The 19,266-nt window shown below is 36.4% G+C and carries 18 protein-coding genes and 1 pseudogene; 13 read left to right on the top strand and 6 right to left on the bottom strand.

Annotated elements, in window-relative coordinates:
• Nucleotides 1-56: 56 nt before the first annotated feature.
• The gene (locus MSBRM_RS07485; RefSeq protein WP_048155238.1) at nt 57-392 is read right to left on the bottom strand and encodes a site-specific integrase; all 336 of its coding nucleotides are present in this window, start codon (nt 390-392) and stop codon (nt 57-59) included.
• A gap of 578 nt (nt 393-970) precedes the next feature.
• Here MSBRM_RS07485 and MSBRM_RS07490 point away from each other — a divergent pair.
• A complete protein-coding gene (locus tag MSBRM_RS07490) occupies nt 971-1,630 on the top strand; it encodes a metallophosphoesterase (protein WP_048155241.1) in 660 nt (219 codons plus the stop codon).
• Between the two features lie 685 nt (nt 1,631-2,315).
• On the top strand, nt 2,316-3,548 hold the full coding sequence (locus MSBRM_RS07495) for an MgtC/SapB family protein (protein WP_230629201.1): 1,233 nt from the start codon (nt 2,316-2,318) through the stop codon (nt 3,546-3,548).
• 371 nt (nt 3,549-3,919) lie between these two features.
• Here the strand turns inward: MSBRM_RS07495 and MSBRM_RS07500 are convergent, their stop codons facing one another.
• The gene (locus MSBRM_RS07500) at nt 3,920-4,249 is read right to left on the bottom strand and encodes a hypothetical protein (protein WP_048118274.1); all 330 of its coding nucleotides are present in this window, start codon (nt 4,247-4,249) and stop codon (nt 3,920-3,922) included.
• Between the two features lie 904 nt (nt 4,250-5,153).
• Between MSBRM_RS07500 and MSBRM_RS21675 the strand changes: the two genes are divergently transcribed.
• The 6 genes from MSBRM_RS21675 to MSBRM_RS07525 all read left to right on the top strand — a co-directional run bounded on the left by MSBRM_RS21675 (nt 5,154) and on the right by MSBRM_RS07525 (nt 7,983).
• Nucleotides 5,154-5,276, top strand: a complete 123-nt coding sequence (locus tag MSBRM_RS21675) for a hypothetical protein (RefSeq protein WP_255361940.1) — start codon at nt 5,154-5,156, stop codon at nt 5,274-5,276.
• 313 nt (nt 5,277-5,589) lie between these two features.
• Entirely contained in the window at nt 5,590-5,718 is a 129-nt protein-coding gene (locus MSBRM_RS07505; RefSeq protein ID WP_048118272.1) for a desulfoferrodoxin FeS4 iron-binding domain-containing protein, read from the top strand.
• A gap of 96 nt (nt 5,719-5,814) precedes the next feature.
• The gene (locus tag MSBRM_RS07510) at nt 5,815-6,045 is read left to right on the top strand and encodes a DUF2180 family protein (protein WP_048118269.1); all 231 of its coding nucleotides are present in this window, start codon (nt 5,815-5,817) and stop codon (nt 6,043-6,045) included.
• Between the two features lie 11 nt (nt 6,046-6,056).
• The gene (locus MSBRM_RS07515; protein WP_048118266.1) at nt 6,057-6,278 is read left to right on the top strand and encodes a DUF2180 family protein; all 222 of its coding nucleotides are present in this window, start codon (nt 6,057-6,059) and stop codon (nt 6,276-6,278) included.
• A 248-nt stretch (nt 6,279-6,526) separates the two neighbouring features.
• Complete coding sequence (locus MSBRM_RS07520; RefSeq protein WP_048118263.1) at nt 6,527-6,874, top strand: carboxymuconolactone decarboxylase family protein; 348 nt, start codon at nt 6,527-6,529, stop codon at nt 6,872-6,874.
• Nucleotides 6,875-7,491: 617 nt separating this feature from the next.
• Complete coding sequence (locus tag MSBRM_RS07525) at nt 7,492-7,983, top strand: NADH-quinone oxidoreductase subunit B family protein (protein WP_048118260.1); 492 nt, start codon at nt 7,492-7,494, stop codon at nt 7,981-7,983.
• Between the two features lie 33 nt (nt 7,984-8,016).
• Here MSBRM_RS07525 and MSBRM_RS19335 read toward each other — a convergent pair.
• The 3 genes and pseudogenes from MSBRM_RS19335 to MSBRM_RS07535 all read right to left on the bottom strand — a co-directional run.
• Nucleotides 8,017-8,452 (bottom strand): annotated as a pseudogene (locus tag MSBRM_RS19335) (IS5/IS1182 family transposase); the annotation flags it as partial.
• A gap of 173 nt (nt 8,453-8,625) precedes the next feature.
• The gene (locus MSBRM_RS07530; protein WP_048118257.1) at nt 8,626-8,976 is read right to left on the bottom strand and encodes a hypothetical protein; all 351 of its coding nucleotides are present in this window, start codon (nt 8,974-8,976) and stop codon (nt 8,626-8,628) included.
• A 130-nt stretch (nt 8,977-9,106) separates the two neighbouring features.
• Nucleotides 9,107-11,284, bottom strand: coding sequence for a tetratricopeptide repeat protein (locus tag MSBRM_RS07535; protein ID WP_048118254.1), 2,178 nt, complete (start codon nt 11,282-11,284; stop codon nt 9,107-9,109).
• A 92-nt stretch (nt 11,285-11,376) separates the two neighbouring features.
• Here MSBRM_RS07535 and MSBRM_RS07540 point away from each other — a divergent pair, with 92 nt between their 5' ends.
• From MSBRM_RS07540 to MSBRM_RS20190, 5 genes are all read left to right on the top strand, one after another.
• A complete protein-coding gene (locus tag MSBRM_RS07540; RefSeq protein WP_230669102.1) occupies nt 11,377-11,784 on the top strand; it encodes a VOC family protein in 408 nt (135 codons plus the stop codon).
• 230 nt (nt 11,785-12,014) lie between these two features.
• Nucleotides 12,015-13,028: a DUF5996 family protein gene (locus tag MSBRM_RS07545; RefSeq protein WP_048155243.1), complete on the top strand. Its 1,014-nt coding sequence runs from the start codon at nt 12,015-12,017 to the stop codon at nt 13,026-13,028.
• A gap of 725 nt (nt 13,029-13,753) precedes the next feature.
• Entirely contained in the window at nt 13,754-14,089 is a 336-nt protein-coding gene (locus tag MSBRM_RS07550; RefSeq protein WP_048118245.1) for a hypothetical protein, read from the top strand.
• 694 nt (nt 14,090-14,783) lie between these two features.
• Nucleotides 14,784-15,722: a helix-turn-helix transcriptional regulator gene (locus MSBRM_RS07555; RefSeq protein WP_048118242.1), complete on the top strand. Its 939-nt coding sequence runs from the start codon at nt 14,784-14,786 to the stop codon at nt 15,720-15,722.
• Nucleotides 15,723-16,250: 528 nt separating this feature from the next.
• Nucleotides 16,251-16,580: a hypothetical protein gene (locus MSBRM_RS20190; protein WP_155400461.1), complete on the top strand. Its 330-nt coding sequence runs from the start codon at nt 16,251-16,253 to the stop codon at nt 16,578-16,580.
• Between the two features lie 1,541 nt (nt 16,581-18,121).
• On the opposite strand, the gene MSBRM_RS07565 is transcribed toward MSBRM_RS20190, so the two are convergent.
• Nucleotides 18,122-19,114, bottom strand: coding sequence for an IS701 family transposase (locus tag MSBRM_RS07565; protein ID WP_048155834.1), 993 nt, complete (start codon nt 19,112-19,114; stop codon nt 18,122-18,124).
• Nucleotides 19,115-19,266 lie beyond the last annotated feature (152 nt).

Below are 19,266 nucleotides of genomic sequence, written 5' to 3' on the forward strand. Positions count from 1 at the left end.
AACTGGGCCGGCGCGAAGCTTAACGGTCGCTGGGTAGTAGTCCACACGTAGTTAATTTACACGAGTTGTATAGCCCGAGCACCTGTTTTACCTTTAGGAAAAGTTAGCTTGCAGCTATGACTATTGAAATTTACATCCTTGACTCTATATGGAATCAGTTTTCCAAGCCTACCGCCAGACTCATACAGGACAGCAATGATTGCCCTGTTTTTGGTTCCAGTTGCGGTATCAATCAGATATGCGACCTCTTCCTCAGTCAAAATATCTTCTGGCAACTTTCGGGTCACCACACCACGATTAATTTTCAGACTTTCTGCAAGCTTACGTATGCCTGGCTGCTCGAGTTCTTCACTAAGATAGTTGAGGAACTTTTTAGCGCCGAGCTTGTACATATTTTTTCTGCTCTCTGACAGGCGTTTGCCTTTACTAGTTCGCTTGCATATATAGGTATCAAGGGCTTCAAGAAAATCGAGGATGTCATTTTTGTGAGCTGATCAAAATCTGTTCGAACATGCGCAACAAAAAAGTTGCAACCTCAAAGTTGTTTATCGTAGTCCGCATTTTAGTGCCAGAGAGCTTCACCGATCGGACATAAATTCTCACAAGCTCCCGGTCCCTTCCAGAGACACCTGCTACTTTGTAAATTTAATATAGTGCTTTAGCGTCGTGTCAAATGTGTCGTCAGGCGTGTTGATTATGAATAACAATAATTATATATAGTTCAATTTATACGTAATTTTATATAAAGTTTATCAACAAAAAAACTTTTTCCAAAAAAGTTTTATCAAAAATATTTTTTCCAAAAAAGTTTTATCAAAAAACCTTGTTAGAAAAAAAGCTTACAAAAAATACATGGCAAGATCTTTTTGAATAATTATGAATAATAAGACTTCTACAAACAAGCGTGAGTAATAAGACCCTTACTAATAGTTATGAATAACAGGATTATGAATAACAGGACCTGATAAAAATGAAGATACTGGCTATTTCTGACCCCCACGGGGATTATTCGAAGATAAAAGAAATGATTGAAAAGGCAGGGGATTTTGACCTTGTAGTCATTGCCGGGGACATTACCAATTTTGGGCCCGATGAGAAGGTTGAAGAATTAATGGAAATGTTTGACAAACCTGTACTTGCGATTCCGGGTAATTGCGACTATAAGAGCATCTTAAAAGCCCTTGACGCTTCTAAAGCTACTAACCTGCACGGAAAAGCCGAACAAATAGGAAATATCAGGTTTATAGGTCTGGGCGGCTCAAATCCCACCCCTTTCAATGCTCCCTTTGAGTTATCCGAAGAAGAAATTGAAAATTCCCTTGAAGGAATGGTCTGCTCTGCCGAAAATGACAAAGATTGCGACACCATAGTGCTTCTGACGCATGCCCCACCTTACGGTGCAAGGGATGAACTTCCTTTCGGACACGTGGGCAGCACAGCTATCCAGAAATTCCTTGACCGGGTTGACCTGATCGTCTGCGGGCACATCCATGAGGCAAAAGGCCTGGAGAAGGTTGGAAAGACTGTGGTGGTAAACCCTGGCGAAGCATGTAAAGGTTCCTGCACACTGATAACCCTCGGAGAAAAGGAGGAAAACAAACCTATTGAGGTTGAATTTATAGAGGTGTAAAATAACAAGATTCAATAATAGCCAAACCTCAAGTTCTAATCAGCTTCAGTCAGGTTTGGAAAATTTTCCCAGGTATATCAGGTGTAGCAGTTGCCTGAAAGAATATTACACAGGTTTAATACACTCTGAACCTTTTCCTGTTTTTTGGGACTAAATTCATTACCTGGAAAATCCATACTATATAATTATATTTTATTTTAGCTCACTCTGTTTACTTTACCTTAAGGAAAAATCCATTTTGCTAACCCACAATTATTCATTTGCCTTTGTTGAGTTGCTTTCGTTGAGTTGCTTTCATTGAGTTGCTTTCGTTGAGTTGCCTTCGTTGAGTTGCTTTCGTTGAGTTGCTTTCGTTGAGTTGCTTTCGTTGAGTTGCCTTCGTTGAGTTGCTTTCGTTGAGTTGCTCTCGTTGAGTTGCTTTCGTTATATACTTGTATAAAAAAAGCTGATGTTTGATTAAAAGCGCTTTGAGAGACGGAAATAAAAGGATTAAATGGTAGATGTCGGAGCAAATGTACAAATAGAATACTTAAATAAGTCTTAGAAATATTAATAGAAATTTAATAGAAACATTATTCGAAGTTTCTTGGAACTTGACTCTGGATTTTATAAACCGAAAAATTGTAGAGGTTGAGCTACGGACGTCATAGAGGAGTTTGGTTTTGATCCGGTTTTTCTGGATTTCATGACAAAACTTGCTATAGCCTTTCTGATAGGGATAATGGTAGGTATAGAAAGGGAGCATAGAGGTATTGAACATGAAATTTTTGCCGGGGTGAGAACCTACAGCATAACCTGTATAACAGGTATGTTAGCTGCTTTCGTGAGTGAGTCAAAAGGACCGGGTTTTGTCTATGTAGCTGCGCTCTTTTTCGGAGCAATCTGCTGCATAATCACCTATTCCAAGATATTCCTCTTTAAACGAATAGGAGTCACCAGTCCTATCAGTCTTTTTTTCATTTTCGTTATGGGAGTACTTGTTGGCTATGATTATGGCCTGTTTGCTATTATTTCTTCAATAGTTGTGGCTTTTCTTCTAATCCAGAAACAGCCTCTTCACCAGTTTGCAGGAAACCTGACTAAGGATGAACTCTATAATGCCGTACAGTTTCTGGCTGTGACTTTTATACTTTATCCAGTGGTGCCGGATAGGGAGTTTTACGGAGTTATAAATTTCAGGTCTGCAATACTTATTGTAATTCTTGTTTCCCTTATCAGTTTTTTAAGTTATGTGCTCCTGAGAAAGTTCGGCACAAAGCGTGGGATCTGTTATTCAGGCTTTGTAGGTGGCTTTGTGAACAGTGAGGCAACAACAGCCGCGCTTGCAGGTCTCTCAAAAAGAGTGGATGAAATGGCTGATCCTGTGCTTACCGGAATCCTGCTCTGTAATATTTCCATGCTCATCCGGAATCTTGTATTAGCCCTGATTGTTGACACAACTGGCCAGACAACTCTTCGTATGCTTCCTCCCCAGGCAGTGATCATCCTTGCTTCCGTAGCAATAGTTCTCAGGTATGATAAAAAATTTTGTCCAGTAGATGGAGGAGAACTTAAAATTGAATCTCCTTTCTCACTTGGGCAGGCGTTTAAATTCGGCTTTGCTTTTACCGTCATTCTGATAGTAGGAAGCTTTGCTTATAAAGTCGCAGGAACTGCTGGAATTTACGTCACTGCCCTAGGCGCTCTTGTTAGCAGTTCGGGAGTGATTGTTTCGGTAACCTTACTTGCAGTAAGTGGAAATATTTCCTGTGCAACCGCAGCGAACACTGCAGTGCTTGCAAGCCTTATTAGCACGATTAACAAGATCCTGCTGTCGAAAATCTCCGGTTCTCCCAGCCTTTTCACTCTTGCAAAGAAGAGTTTCGGGATAATTACAGTTATAGGGACTCTTGCTTTACTTTTATGGAACTTAGTGTGAACAGGATCTGACACGGATTTGTGCTTACATTATAATCTTTTATTATCTTTCAGTTCTATTATTGCCTCTTAGGTTTGTTATTTATCATAGCTGCAAAGCTGAGAGAGTTTCTTTTTTCACGTGAATTCTGGGAGAGACTCAGTACCAAAATCTAGTGATGAATGTAAAATTCAAAATCACTAGATTTTGTAATTGGTCACAATCCTTGTGATACAACTTTGTGGTTGAGGTCTTTAGATCTCGAATATTGATTTTAATGAAAGCCAGATTTTTCTTGCTAATTCAGATTTTCAATCAAAAAAATACAAAAATCACTGGATTTTGGACCAGAGTCCTGGAGAGAATGATAAATTAACGGGTTTAGGTTTCACTCAGCAAAACTGCGCCCAATATCGGTGTGCTTTGACGTAACTTCCCCATAGTACGAAATCATTCCATTCTTCAAGCTCGATCTCTGCTTCTCTCAAATAGACCTTATTTTGAAAAGTTGAAAAATCCATGTCGTACTTCTGCTTCATTTCAGCTATTTTCTTGTCGTAGTAACCGGCTTTTTGTTCAGCCTTGTTATGCACAAAACCCTGTAAGATTTCTTGCTCGTCTTTGTTTAAACCGATTTTGGCCATACTATCTATAGGCTCAAGGAGTTTTCCAGGCATTTTTATATAACGACTATAATGACAATATTCAATGGTTTCCCCCATATTATCACCTATAATTATTATTATTATTTTTATTATTCTGTCCCTTTAATATAAATGTATTTGTGTGCTTCCTCAGTTTTAAGTAAGTTATCTAGAGTTAAATAAAAATAAACTTATAAATTAGGAAATATCCTTTACAAACTCACATATTAATATTTTATCAATTGTTTTGTTGAATTTATGTATTTGAAAATTTATAAAGTTTGTGGAAAAATCTGTATATATTATGGAAATTCGGACTATGAAAATTCTGACACCCAGAGATTCAAGCTTCTGCCGCTGGTTAGAGAAAAATAAAACTTTAAAACTGAAATGTAATAAGAGGGGGAAAAATATAAATTTTCTATTTTGTAGAGGTCTTCAGAACTAATAAATAGAAATGAAACAGTTATTCTATTTTTTCTGCGGTTGAAAATCCATTAAATAAAGAAGATACAACTTTGTAGATAGTCATTACACTTTATTTATATAATATTATTGTTCGGCTTTAAAATATTTTATTCTAGGCTGTCTTTTGTTAATAAGCAATTTTTCATATAAATAATTTAAAATAATTATAAGAATAATTGAGTAACTACTGGGAGAATTATTTATTGTAACATGAAAGGAATTTGATTGACGCTAGTTAATTGCTAGCGGAATCAACTCAAATTTTGTGATCCCAGGATAATAAAATCTCTAGATTATGTATATGTTATCAATATATGTTATCAAATTTGATCCCGTTGATGTTTTATTGGTCAGAGGGATGGGAAAAACTGTCAATGTATCTAAAAAGTTGGCAGGAGCAATCTGAACATAAATAAAAATTGGGAATCCTTTGAAAGGTGATAAATATTTAATCAATAAATATAAAAATTATTATAAATTGTTATAAGTATAAATGATTTAGGAGTTGAATCTAATGACTCAACATAAAGAAGAAATAAAAGAAGAAACAAAGAAAGAAGAAGTCAAAGTTGAACCGATACACCCCTCTGAACAAAGAGGAGGTAAAAAGAAAGGTCTTCTTGACACCTGTAAGTAAGCAGGCTCTTATCCGCTAGTGGGTGAGTCTTCAATAAAATCAAAAAATAAGCACACCATATTTGTGAAAAAACATATAAAAATATTATTAGTGCTTTGTTCTTTGATAATTCTTCCACATCTTCCACAGTAAATAAAGACAAATGTATTTTAAGATCTCATCCATAGCGAATATAATTTTTTGCCATTTCAGTTTTCAGAAAATCAGCTTTGAATTTTGGATTATTCTCTAAAAACTGTATCAGTATAGCAATGGGAAAGTTTAATTAAAATGCTTTGAGATAATAACTTAAAGGAACCAGGGTGAAAGGTTTATGGGCGTATCTGCTAAAGGAGAAAGATATCTTTGTGAGATATGTGGTAACGAAGTTGTAGTAGAAGAAGTAGGTGGAGGAACTCTTGTTTGTTGCGGCCAGGAAATGACTCTTGTTGATAATAAATGAAGTCATCCGTATAATTTAATTAATAAATTATACTTTAATGCATTTTAACAAATTTTCGGATAAATAAACAACTTTTTCTTACCTGGAGGATAGCTTATGAAATGCTATGAATGCGCTAAAGAAGGCAAAGATACGGACGCAGTTGGGATTTGTATTGCGTGTGGTAGAGGGGTTTGCAAAGAGCACCTTATTCGTGAGGAAACTCCTGCTTGGGAAGGGAGTTATCCAATTGAACTGAAGCCTGACATTGAGCACATTAAAAGAATTATGTGCCAATCTTGCCATGAAGCTCTGAAGGAAAACTGCCTATTTAATGAGGTTTGTTGAGGTGATAAAGAATGATGAAGTGTTATGATTGCGCTGAAGAAAATAAAGAAAACGAGGCAGTAGGGGTTTGCATCGTCTGTGGAAAAGGTCTCTGTATAGATCATATCAAAGAAGTAGAGTTACCTATGAAAGGAGGATATCCACTTCCCCATTTGACACTAAAGAAAGATCTTCCCAGAATGATGTGTCGTGAGTGCATTGATGCCACTATTGGGGACATAGGCTGCGTCTAAAAAGCTGGTTTTAAATTTTGATAGTTTATTCCGTAGACTGAAGGCTTATTTCCTCTTTAATTCTATTGGCATTATTTCCTTGTCCCTAAATACTAATCTAGAGTGTTTGAAAATCATTTAGAACGGGCTCAATCAAAAAATCATCTATAAATTTATAGTTGTACCGTTCTTTATTTGCCAGTCAAGTCTTAAATATAAAAAAAACATCTGATCTTTCTACATATTATTCAATAGGTAGGTGACATAATTTGGCAGACCATAAAACAGTAACAGAGAGTATAGAAAAGAAAATGGGATTTAAGCCCCAGATCTTAGAAACACTTGAAGAACTTGATCCTGATTTTCTTACAAAGTACAGACGTTGTGATGGAAAATTATTATCTGATGGAGCTCTGCCTGCAAAAACAAAAATCCTTATGGCTCTTGCAGTTGTGGCATCTAAGCAGTGTGAGGCCTGTACAGTGGCACAGATGAAAAGTGCTCTTAATCATGGAGTTACTAAGGAAGAAATCATGGAAGCTATGGAAGTTATCTTTATCACCTCAGGAGCTCCGGCTGTTGCTGCTTGTCGTGAAGCCCTGAAATTATTGAAATAAAACACTTAAAATATTTATTTAATTTATTTTTTGTGAAATTATAGTTATAATAAGAAGGCTCTGTCAAGTCCTGGGTTAATGAAATATTTCTTCAAGAATAATAGAGTAAGAATTACAGTAAAAGCAATCAATAGGTTATCAAAAAAAAGTACTTAGCTCATCTGATTTTTATGAACCTATGATTTGACAGAGTCTTTTCTTTTTTGATATAGTTTTTTTTCGGAACCGTGCCGTTTTTTTAGAACTGTACTGTTTTTTTAGACATTAGCAGAACTTCAAACTGGTTTTTTAGTCTCACAATATCATTCAGGAAAAAAGAGATCATGCCACTCATTCAAACTAGTGAAGAGCCATTTTTAGTCTTCAAATTTTGTCTCTTAATCATAATTCTCTCTTTATCACAAGAAATAGTTTGAAACTCTTTTTTATAATTAACTTTATATAAAATAATTCTCTATAAATTAGTAGTTGTATTCAATTTTCATCGAGCTACATTAGATTTTAAGTCACTCAAATGTGTTTCAAAAGCCTACTGAGAAATATACTGCGGAACGCAGAGTAAATGTAATGAATCCTATCCGTTGCTCCGATGAAAATAACACAAAAGAGAGATATTTATGACGTTAGCAAAATCTCCATGGATTATACACGTGAATTGTAACAGTTGTAATGGCTGTGATATTGAAGTAATAGCTTGTCTTACTCCTTTATATGACGCTGAAAGATTTGGTGTGTTAAACATCGGTACCCCCAAACAAGCAGATATAATGGTGGTTACAGGCGCAGTGAATTACAAAAATGTGGACGTGCTTGTAAATATCTATAACCAGATTCCTGATCCAAAAGTTGTTATAGCAGTCGGCGCCTGTGCATCCACAGGTGGAATTTTCCATAGCTGTTATAATGTAATAGGCGGAGTGGACCAGGTTATACCCGTAGACATATATGTTCCAGGCTGCTGCCCAAGACCTGAAGCTATACTTGATGGAATCATGGCGGCTCTTCCAATTCTAGAAGATAAGAAGAAAAAGAATATCAAAGGAAAAGAGGTAAAACTCAAAAGAAATGAGGCACCGGTACCTGGTGATTCCCTGGGCACGCCACGCTGAAGCAAAAGTGGTGTAAGCTTTTTGCCTTAGAACCTATCCTGAAAGTCCTGCTGCTCTGAATGTTATCCGTGCAGATGCGAAATGAAGCATAGCAAGGTCATTCTCGATTTTCTTTTCCCATCTTATAAGCAGTCTTCTGAATCTGTTTAGCTAGGAATGTGTCCTTTCTACAACACGTCTTCTTGCCCTAAAACCGGTACTCTATTCTTATTTATTCTTCTCCACGGCTTTTACTATGGGCAGTATAACCATATTCTTTAACCAATTCTCTGATATCCGGTTCCAGCTCCACTTAATGGTGCTTTTGTCACAGCACCATCAATTGCTTGCTATTCCCACTCTAGTCCGTTCTTATTATGTTACTCCATTAGACCAGCTTGCCGCATGTTTTCAAAGAATCCAGAAGTTTGCCACTCCTTAATCAATCATGAACGGTTCTTGGAGCTCCATAAAATCGTGGCGAAGATTTTCTTATCGATTCTCGTGATGAATTCAAGGCTTATCTGGAAAAAATGGTGCCGAAATTCTCCGGGGCCTGAATAAGGTCCCGACCGGCAGGAACATAACAGTAAAGCATCCCGACGGCTCGGTAATAGAGTACGCGGATCACTCCAAAAATGCCAAAAATAAATAATTTAAACGTTATTTTTGAGCTTTTTCAATTAAATTGTTAATTATATCGTCTACAGTTTCTGATTTTCGTGCACTTAAAACTGAGCAAATAAACCATAAAGCTGAAATTATACCAGCAATGTAAAATATTTTTTGCCATGTATCACCACTTACGATAAAATCATGAAAATCAGAAGTGATAAGTGTTATTACAATAGTGGCAAATATAGCATAAGGAGTAGTCCAGCGACTCTTCTTCTCTAATCGTTTCAGGTGATTACTTAAACAAACTCTTAGAGTATCTTCATTTATACGTATATAAACACCTGGTACAAAGATAGTTTCTCTGGCACTGTAATCCACAGAAACATCATCTAGCATATCTTTCTTACTTTTTTTATATTCAGGAATCTGACTCAGAACTCTCTACTCTCCCTCTTTCTATAAATCAGAATTTTTTATTTTTACGCAAATATTCTAATATTCCCATCTAGCTTGAAGAAGGACCTTTTTATTTACCAGTATTTTTGTTAATACTAATTATATTTCTTTGAATTTTTTGAATATAAGGGTGGCCTGATCCATAAACGCTCTCCAGGATTTTGAGTGCACGATTAAACATTTTGAGAGCTTCTTTATATCTTCTCATTTCCCTATAGAGAACAGCCATGTTGTTTAGAGTGATTGCAACATCAGGATGCTCTGGTCCGTAAATATTCTCCAGGATTTCTAGTGCACGATTAAACGTTTCAAGGGCCTGTTCATATTTTCCAGTTTCTCCGTAGAGAACAGCTATATTGTTTAGAGTATTTGCAACATCAGGATGCTCTGATCCATAAGTATTCTTCAGGATTTCTAGTGCACGATTAAACGTTTCAAGGGCCTGCTCATATCTTCCAGTTTCTCTGTAGAGAACAGCTATATTGTTTAGAGTATTTGCAACATCAGAATGTCCTAGCCCCAACAATTTTTCACGGATATCAAGAGATTTATGATACAGGTTCATTGCTTCTTCATATCTTCCCATATCTCTGTAGATTCCTGCTAGATTGTTGAATGCAGTCCCTACGTAAGATTGATAGGCTACGTTTTTGGGGTCTTTATTAAAGAGTTTTTGCCTCATCTCAAGTGCTTTTTCGTACCTTTGTTTTGCCTCTTCAATGTGCCCCATATCAGAAAGTAAAGCACCTAAATTATTGATTGTCATTGCTACATCTGACTGATAGGCTACGTTTTCGGGGTCTTTTTGGAGGAGTTTTTGCCTCATTTCAAGTGCTTTTTCGTACCTTTGTTTTGCCTCTTCAACTCGCCCCATATCAGAAAGTAAGGTACCTAAATTGTTGAGCGTCGTTCCTACGTAAGATTGATAAGCTACGTTTTCGGGGTCTTTTTGGAGGAGTTTTTGCCTTATTTCGAGTGCTTTTTCGTATTTTTGTTTTGCCTCTTCAATGCGCCCCATATCAGAAAGTAAGGCACCTAAATTGTTGATTGTCATTGCTACATCTGACTGATAGGCTACGTTTTCGGGGTCTTTATTGAAGAGTTTTTGCCTCATTTCGAGTGCTTTTTCGTATCTTTGTTTCGCCTCTTCAATGCGCCCCATTTTTTGAAGGAGAATTCCATAATTTGATTGTGTGTTGACATGTTTGGGATCTGCTTCCAGAGCAAGTTTATACTGTTCTTCTGCTTCCTCAAGGCATCCCGAATCTGAAAGGAGATTACCGTAATTTGAGCGTGTGTTGACATTTCTGGGGTCGACTTCAAGAATAAGTTTATATTGTTTTTCTGCCTCCTCAAGACGTCTCATATCCAAAAGGAGATTACCGTAATTTGAGCGTATGTTGACATTATTGGGGTCTGCTTCCAAAGCAATTATATACTGTTTTTCTGCTTCCTTAAGGCGTCCCATATCCGAAAGGAGATTACCGTAACTTGAGCGTATGTTGACATTATTGGGGTCTGCTTCCAGAGCAATTATATACTGTTTTTCTGCCTCCTCAAGGCGTCCCATATCCAAAAGAAGATTTCCGTAATTAGAATGCGTGTTGAGATGATTGGGATCTGCTTTCAGAGCAAGCTTATATTGTTCTTCTGCTTCATCGCGTCGCCCCATTTTTTGGAGGAGATTACCGTAATTCGAGTGTGTGTTGACATGTTTAGGATCTGCTTTCAGAGCAAGTTTATATTGTTCTTCTGCTTCCTCATGGCGTCCCATATCTGAAAGGAGATTTCCGTAATTAGAATGTGTACTGACATGACTGGGGTCTGCTTCCAGAGCAAGCTTATATTGTTTCTCTGCATCCCTAAAGCTCCCCATTTGTTTCAGGAGAATTCCATAATTTGAGTGTGTGCTTGCATCATTGGGGTCTGCTTCCAGAGCAAGCTTATACTGTTCTTCTGCTTCCATAGGTAGGTTCAAAAAGTAAGAAGCTGTTCCCGCATTATAATGAGCAACTGCTTTTTCAGGTCCTGTTGATAAGCTTGCAGCGGTCTTTGCAAATATATATACTAATTCATAGGATCCTTCCGATCCACAGAGAGTGCTCAGATCTAATAACTGATCAAAAGAAATCAAATTTTTTGTTGAGAAGTTAATTGCAAGGTCAACTGCTTTGTTTAAATTTCCTTCTTCAGATTGCAGAGATTCAACTACAATTTTCCGCAGTTCTTCTATCATATCATTATCCATTTACTGGCCTACCTCAATGGAACTTCAACCCGAAAAACAATTTTTAATTCATTGTTTTGAAACATATAAATAATTTTTTATATTGTGGGCAGATGACGATTTATAGAAGTATAACAAAAATCAGTTTTTGTGATATAATGAAAATCCTTCAGACCCTCTCTCGTCTCTACGTAAACGATCTCAACTCAGCCCTTGAATTCTACGAAGAACTTCTCGGCTCCCCCAAAGCCATGCGCTTTGCAATCCCGCAAATCGGCCTGGAACTGGTTCAAATAGAAAATGTTTTACTAATAGCCGGTTCGGATGAAGCTCTAAAACTCTTCAGAAGTACGCAGGCTACCTTTCTTGTCGATTCTCTTAATGAATTCAAGGCTTATCTGGAAGAAAAAGGTGCAGAAATTATACGGGGCCCAAATAAGGTCCCGACCGGCAGGAACATGACAGTAAAGCATCCCGATGGCTCGGTAATAGAATACGTGGAACATTCAACCCTGGCCTGAAAAATAAAAATCAGCTATCAATTCAAAAATCCTGCTCCAGAGCTTCAGAGTCAATATTTTATTTTTTTACTCGGACAGGAAAAGTTTTAAACTTATAAATTAACGGAATCTACAACTCATAATCATGATTTTATAAATTTGATAGAATCGTCACCGAAATTTAGAATCATTGATATGTTATTGACACACTCATTGATATAGTAATCCAGGAATTTTCCAGAGGGGTAATTATGGTAAACACTAGCTTTACGCGGGATATTCAATTCCCGCCTTTGCCACTTGAAGAATGGGAAGGTACGAAGAATAAGCTGCACCTGTTCCTGCAAATCGTCGGGAAAGTCAGGCTTGCATTGTTTCCGAAAATGAACCACTGGTGGCATGTGCCGTTTTATGTTTCAGTGCGTGGACTCACGACCGGACCTATTCCTTATGAGGACATGACTTTTGAAATGGAATTTAATTTTCGGGACAAGGAGCATATTTTAAGGATTGAGACCAGCGAAGGAGACTTGAAAACCGTACCTTTAAAAGGGCTTTCAGTTGCCGTTTTTTATGACAGAGTATTTTCAAGTTTGGGCGAGCTTGGGATTATGGTGGGCATCAGGCCTGTGCCTTACGATATCCCTGAGGTAAGTACCGAACCTTTTCCATCTGATTACCAGCATACCGCCTATGACGAAGAATACGTGAACCGTTTCTGGAGAATCCTTGTGCAGGTCTGTTCTATCTTTCAGGTTTTCAGGGGCTGGTTTATAGGGAAAAGTTCGCCTGTGCACTTTTTCTGGCATCACGCTGACCTTGCCCTGACTCTATTTTCAGGCAGGTCTGCGCCTGTCAAGGAAGGAGCAAATTCTGTAGAACTTGAGGCTTCTTCACATGAAATTCTCAGCTTCGGGTTCTGGGCTGGAGACCAGCAGATAAGGGAACCTGCTTTTTATGCTTATATGCACCCGCAGCCAACGGGCTTCATGAATGAGCCGCTAAGCCCAAAAGAAGCTTTCTGGAGCCATCATACCGGGCTTGCACTTTTAAGGTATGAAGATGTCCGAAATGCAGCAGATTCACCGGAAAAAGCGGTTCTGAATTTTCTTGAGAGCGTGTATCAGGCAGGAACAAAGAAGGCGAACTGGGATATTGAGGCTCTCAGGCTTCCGTCATCCGAAAAGCAACTTAAGGAAAAAGCTCAAAAGCAGCACAAAGAATATGCGGATATACTGGAAAAATTGGAAAGGCCGGAGATCTGAATTTCAAATTAAAAGAGTTATGAGGCGCTTTTGTCTGATTTTCCTTTATATTTTGCCTGATTTTCCTTCATATTTTCTTTAATTATTCTTTTGCCCTTTTATATCGAATCATGAGAGTATTAATCTCATTAGAATTTTTTTGAACTGAAAGCCATGTTTAACCAGTATAAACTGCGAAAAGCCGGTATTTTAATTAAATTTCATAAAAAATGATTTTTACTATGTTGATGTAAATTCAATGGGTCATAAATAGCTTAATCTTAAATTAAAGCTTTAGAAATGATTATTTTATTAATTTACTAGTTTTTAAGCTGGGTATATTATAAGTATACTTATATTTAATCCGGTTAATATTAAAATTATAAGTTAAGGTGCCAAGTTAATAGGTATCGGCAAAACAGTTTGGCAATTTCTTCCAGAACTGCGAGGTCAAGTAGAAATTACATACACATGAAAATCTTAAGTTAGTTAGCTTAAGAATTGAGTTCAGGTTGGGGGGTTGAAGTACTGAGTTCAGGTTGGTGAATTTAAAAATTGAGTTTAAGTTGGGGAATTGAAGTACTGAGTTCAGGTTGATGAATTTAAAAATTGAGGTTAAGCTGGAGAGTTGAAGCACTGAGTTCAGGTTGATGAATTTAATTATTGAATTCAGGTTGGGTAGTTTAAGGATTCTTTTTCACACACATATATAGTATTTTTTAATCAAACTAGTCAGGAGTTAATTTATGGTAAATACAAAATTTGATAGAATAAAAAAGATTTGTGCTATTTTACTGGTACTTTGCTTTGTATTGTCAGTAACGGCTGCAGCAGCAAGCGCAGCTGGTAATAGCAAGAATAAAAATGGTTACAAAGACGGCTATAAAAAAGGTTATGGAGATGGCAGAAAACAGGGCCAAAAAGATTGCAATAAATATGGCAGCAGAGAAGCTCTCTCGAAAATCCCCTCTCCTCACAATGATAACAGATGGACCAAAAATTACAAAGACAATTATAATAGAGGGTACCAAAAAGGATACATCGAAGGATACAATGGATATAGGTATACGTGCCTGAAATAAAAGATAAAAAGCTTGAAATCCAAAATAGAAAAAAAGCTATTCCTGATATGATACAAAATTACCAGAGCAGAGGACCTTGTATAAGAACTCCTGTTTTAGTGACTGTTTAGTAACACTGTTAGTCTTCCTGTTAAAGTCTTCCCGTTAAATGACACAGTTTGCTGCTATCTTCCTGGTGATTTTGTTTGCGAATTTTTAAAAATCTATCATCTTTTATAAAAACGGAATGTTTTGCAAAGAAATATTAGAGCACTGTATCTTTTTTTTTGATTTATTTAAATTGAAATAAATAATAAACGATATATTTATTTATCATCTGTACTTACTTAATTGTAATTTATAGCCGTAATAGTCTGAAAACATGGGGAGGGTGTTCAGTAAGCCGGCTTCAAAATTCTATATTTGACTTCTCAAAAGTAATTTTGGAACGTGCTCATTATAGCAAAATTAATTTTGGGTCTGGGGGCAAGCCATTGAAATTATCCAAAAAAACAGCTATGTATTCTATATTCGGATAAATTTAGAGACATTTTACGCTCATAACTTTTAGCAACTGATCCCCATAGCCTAGCAACTGATCCCCATAGCCTAGCAGCTGATCCCATAACCTCGAATTACAACACAGGATTAACTGATAACACTGAATTAACTGATAACACTGAATTAACTGATAACACTGAATTAACTGATAGAGATGAAACTGAGGTTTTACATTCTGTGCACTGCTGCTCTACTCGCTTTAGCGATATCTCCTACTTCAGGAGTACCTTTCTTAGCAGACGGCAACATCACTGCAACGATCCATGGGGCTACATATGCATGGGATACTCTTGAATCCCTCAATGACACTGTGATTAGCATCAATTCTAATCCTCCTCAATCAGTACTGGCAAAAGATGGTACTTATTCCTTTGAACTCGGACCCGGAGACTATGTTATTACAGCCAGGTATTACCGGAACAGCACTATAGTCTATTCAAAAGAAGCAACTTTGAAAATTGAAGAGGAGGGAAACTATGTCTTTGATCTCCTGCTTTATCCTGTCTCCGAAAATCCGGTAAAGGAAACAGCCGAAGACAAAATAAGTAATGTCAATAACGTTAATCCCACCGAAAAAACCAGGAATGACTTTTTTACTGTAAGCCATCTACCAGTAGCCCTCCTGGTTCTTTTTCTGTTCGGCGGAGGTTATAAACTTTCCAGAAAGCGGAAAAAGATGAAAATAAACAGGTCTCAGGAAGGGAAGTTCTATACATCCAGGCTTCTGACAAATGCCCTTGCTAAAATCCCTGGTTCTGGAATAAAGTTGGGGGTCAAAAACACCCAAGAGGCAGTTTCAGTAAAGAAAACAGTAATAGAGCCAGGTGAGCCAGGAATAAAAATTACAGATAATTCCAAAATTGAGACCGATGATTTAAGAAGATCTCCTCTTACTAAGGATCTCCGAGAAGTCCTTGATGTGATTCGGGGCCACAGGGGTAGAATTACGCAAAAGGATCTACGCAGCAGGCTTGATTATTCCGAAGTGAAAGTCAGCCTCATGCTTTCAGAACTGGAAAAGAGAGGCCTGATTCAGAAGTTCAAGCATGGGCGTGAGAATATTGTGATTTTAACAGATGAGGATCACAGATAAGTAATCACAGATGTAGCGAATCACAAGTAAGTAGCGAATCACAGATGTAGCGAATCAAAGATAAGTGGCGAAAGGGAAGCTAAATTTATACGACTCAACAAAAGTATACCATATGATATAATTTAATAATTAATGATGCAACGATAATAATTTAATAATTAATGATGCAACGATAATAATTTAATGATATAATGGAAAAAAGAAAATCAGGGATATTTCACTTTGTTCCTCAGGGCAGAGAACTCGTGAATCTCCCCACTTTCTGAGCAGTAAGAACTCTATTGTTCTTGGTCTTACTGCTCTTTTAATTAATAATTTTTAATCCAGAATATTTTCTTTTAATCTGGATTATTTTTTTTAATCCAAAGGGTTGTATGGCTAAGTAATTACTATATTTTACATTTACATAATTTACAGCCAGCTCTGAACATCTATTTTAAATAACTGTTATAATCACCGTAGAACTTCTTATAACCTCCAAACTATTTCATATACATTTTGAGCCATTTCTTACCATCTGCTTCCATAGTGGCTTCTATAACTGCTATAGTATTCGTAGTAATAGCTGTAGAATTCACTGTAATAACCGCAGAACTTTTTATAACTGAAGGACCAAACTATATACGCTTTGTACCATTTGTTGTACTCTTTGCCATATTTCTTATTGTTCCACTTTCTCTTGTCGTTGTCCCACTTTCTCTTGTCGTTGTCCCACTTTCTCTTGTCGTTGTCCCACTTTCTCTTGTCGTTGTCCCACTTTCCCTTGTAGCTATCCCACTTCTTCTTGTCATAGTTGCCAAATTTAAATTTGTTCTTGTTGTCCCAAGACGCTGCACTTGCTGCTGCAGCTGTCACTGACAGTACAAAACAGACTGCCAAGAAAATTCCCAGTATCTTTTTCATTTCTAACACATACCTCACTCCAGAAATTTATTTAAATTGTATTCAATTTAAACTATATTTATTTTTAAAACCTTAGTTATTTTTTAATTATTTTATTTTGTATTTTACGTTCTTTATTTTATTTTCTATATATTACTCAACTTTGTTTTGTCCTTAAATTACCTGTTTAATTTACCTATTCTGGTTGTCCTGCTGACTATACGCAGCTTGACAAGTCTAAAATTCGTTAGATTAAATATAAATATACTTATATCAAAAAATAGCTTAAAAGGGTTTAATTAATAAAATAAGAGTTTTAAAAGATTTAATTTGGAAAATAAAGGTTTTTAAAATTTAAAAGATATTTTCATCTATTTATAACGTGCTTAATACGTATAAACCCCCTTAAATCCGAGTTTTCAGTGATAGTTACTAAGATATGAAGTATATAAGCCTTCCAACATATTCAATTAAATAGGGTTGTATTTGCTCTTTAAATATGATCAACAATTTGCCTTATGGTTATATCTTTGAATTACCGCTTCTGATATCTATTAAGTAATTTTTTTCTAAATACGGAGTTTTTTAAGTAAAAAAGGGATTAATAGGAATTTTTAAATTAAATAAGGTTTTTTAAACTTTAAAATCTGTGTAGAATCTCAAGTAATACATATTCCATGAAAAAAACCTCTTAAAACTAGCACATATTTTAAAAAAGCGATAAATTTGCTTATCTATATTTTCAGACACATGCATAAGAAATTACTTTACGATAATTGAAAGTGCAAGAGCTATGCAATACGCAGTTTAACTAAAAAACCAGTAGCATGAGCTTAAAAACTCTTTACTATTCCTATTGATTTACTGGATGCGGTAAGGTACCAGAACCTCATCCCAGCTGCATCAAGCACTTCTATGGTCAGATATGCGCACTTTCGGTTGGGTATTAGTGAAAAAAAATCTAATAAAATCTGGCAGCTTTGGTGAAGACCAGGCTAACTGATGGACAGGCTCGCTGATATCTTTTAAAGCAAATTAAAAATTTATTATTCAGTAACTCGATATTTGCTTCATGTAACGAAAAAATGCATAAACGAATTGTAAAAACAAGTTCCAAAAACAAGTTCAATACCAACTGTAATCCAATACCAGCCATAAACCTTAATTATCTTTCTGAGGACTCTGTTTAGATCGAATCTGAAATCGATGTGAAATCATATGGCGAAGAATGTGAAATCATATGGCGAAGAAAACGAAAGATATTCCAACAATCTAAGAAAGAAAGTAATCTTCTGGGCAAATAATATGGAATAAAAATGCTGAATATAGCATTAATGGGGATTGGGCATCTGGTTATTGGGGAGTTGGGGGGTATGGGGGGTTATTAAAAAGAGTTAAAAGGTCTATTATGACCTTCCCAGATGCCCAATAGCCTAGAGTACTTCATGATATATAAACTAGGAGTTACGCAGTTGGCTCCTAGCATATTGTTTTTTCCAAACTTTCAAATATTTGAATTAATTTAACGTGTATTGGGGATTCCTTAAGTATTCTGTCACTGCCACTCTTCTAATTTTCATAGCACTTTCAAACCAGGATATTCCACTTTTGATTCTTTGTAATTCCAGTCTAAGAAAAGCTCTTAATGAGAACATTATATGTGCTCTCTGTGATTCTTCCTTTCTTGCCTGACATTTTTCGACACCACAGAACTGTTTTATTCCCCTATGATATTCCTCAATTTTCCATGACTTCTTTGCCAAATCTTCACGTTTTGCTTCATCCATCTCTTGCACATCTGTAACCCAGTGTTGCGTGTCTCCATTTTTTGAAACTATCCTAAACACCTTTACAAATCCATATGCTTTGAGGTGAACCACACGTCCTTTTGGAGGAATATCTACTGTTTCAAGTGGCACATTTCCCTTGTTGTCAGGATTTACCAAACGATTATTTTTCAATCTTGTAAGGAAATGCCACTCTTTCTGTCTAATGGCTTTAAGGTTTTTCACACTTGCATACCATGTATCAAATAAAACGAATTTGGGATTAAAACCACGTTCTTCGGCCTTGTCAAGCATATCACGGAAATGGTCATTCTTTGTTTTGTCGTCTACATCGATGTTATAAATTCGAAAATCGATAGGTATAACGGTTGTACCGTCAGTCCAAACTAAGGTAACCAGGCCTATTCCCTTTACAGTACGATGATGTTTTCCACTCCACATACGACGAACAAAAGCAATTTCTTCTGCGTATGGTTTATCTAATGTTGAATCATCAACAATTAGGTATCCTCCCTTAAGCTTGACATAACTTTTTACTTCCTCCCATAGTGCTTCCGTGTCTGGAGGTTGCCTTTGAAGGCAACGAGTAAAAGCATCATGAGAAGGAGCATTAGCTATGTCTGGATAACATCTAGCAGCTTCAGTACAGCTAAAAACGTTAGAAGCCGCAATGAGAAAATTAATGTAGTCAATGTCGGTACACTTAGGTGGATTTATGTCCATAACTCCGTACGTTTTTAGAGAAACACTAAGCCATAAGTATATTTATAAAGATATCAAGTTTTCGGCATTTTAACTGCGTAAGTCCTAAGAACAAGAAACTTCAGAGATGATTTAAAAATTAAGCTAAAAACACAGAAATAAGTTCTGTAGAG

Source organism: Methanosarcina barkeri MS, from assembly GCF_000970025.1.
Lineage (GTDB): Archaea > Halobacteriota > Methanosarcinia > Methanosarcinales > Methanosarcinaceae > Methanosarcina > Methanosarcina barkeri.

Bases quoted from the DNA above. Each gene is read 5' to 3' on its own strand.
- MSBRM_RS07485 (WP_048155238.1), bottom strand. From the start codon at position 392: ATGTACAAGCTCGGCGCTAAAAAGTTCCTCAACTATCTTAGTGAAGAA.
- MSBRM_RS07490 (WP_048155241.1), top strand. From the start codon at position 971: ATGAAGATACTGGCTATTTCTGACCCCCACGGGGATTATTCGAAGATA.
- MSBRM_RS07495 (WP_230629201.1), top strand. From the start codon at position 2,316: ATGACAAAACTTGCTATAGCCTTTCTGATAGGGATAATGGTAGGTATA.
- MSBRM_RS07500 (WP_048118274.1), bottom strand. From the start codon at position 4,249: ATGGGGGAAACCATTGAATATTGTCATTATAGTCGTTATATAAAAATG.
- MSBRM_RS21675 (WP_255361940.1), top strand. From the start codon at position 5,154: ATGACTCAACATAAAGAAGAAATAAAAGAAGAAACAAAGAAAGAAGAA.
- MSBRM_RS07505 (WP_048118272.1), top strand. From the start codon at position 5,590: ATGGGCGTATCTGCTAAAGGAGAAAGATATCTTTGTGAGATATGTGGT.
- MSBRM_RS07510 (WP_048118269.1), top strand. From the start codon at position 5,815: ATGAAATGCTATGAATGCGCTAAAGAAGGCAAAGATACGGACGCAGTT.
- MSBRM_RS07515 (WP_048118266.1), top strand. From the start codon at position 6,057: ATGATGAAGTGTTATGATTGCGCTGAAGAAAATAAAGAAAACGAGGCA.
- MSBRM_RS07525 (WP_048118260.1), top strand. From the start codon at position 7,492: ATGACGTTAGCAAAATCTCCATGGATTATACACGTGAATTGTAACAGT.
- MSBRM_RS07530 (WP_048118257.1), bottom strand. From the start codon at position 8,976: ATGCTAGATGATGTTTCTGTGGATTACAGTGCCAGAGAAACTATCTTT.
- MSBRM_RS07535 (WP_048118254.1), bottom strand. From the start codon at position 11,284: ATGGATAATGATATGATAGAAGAACTGCGGAAAATTGTAGTTGAATCT.
- MSBRM_RS07540 (WP_230669102.1), top strand. From the start codon at position 11,377: ATGACGATTTATAGAAGTATAACAAAAATCAGTTTTTGTGATATAATG.
- MSBRM_RS07545 (WP_048155243.1), top strand. From the start codon at position 12,015: ATGGTAAACACTAGCTTTACGCGGGATATTCAATTCCCGCCTTTGCCA.
- MSBRM_RS07550 (WP_048118245.1), top strand. From the start codon at position 13,754: ATGGTAAATACAAAATTTGATAGAATAAAAAAGATTTGTGCTATTTTA.
- MSBRM_RS07555 (WP_048118242.1), top strand. From the start codon at position 14,784: ATGAAACTGAGGTTTTACATTCTGTGCACTGCTGCTCTACTCGCTTTA.
- MSBRM_RS07565 (WP_048155834.1), bottom strand. From the start codon at position 19,114: ATGGACATAAATCCACCTAAGTGTACCGACATTGACTACATTAATTTT.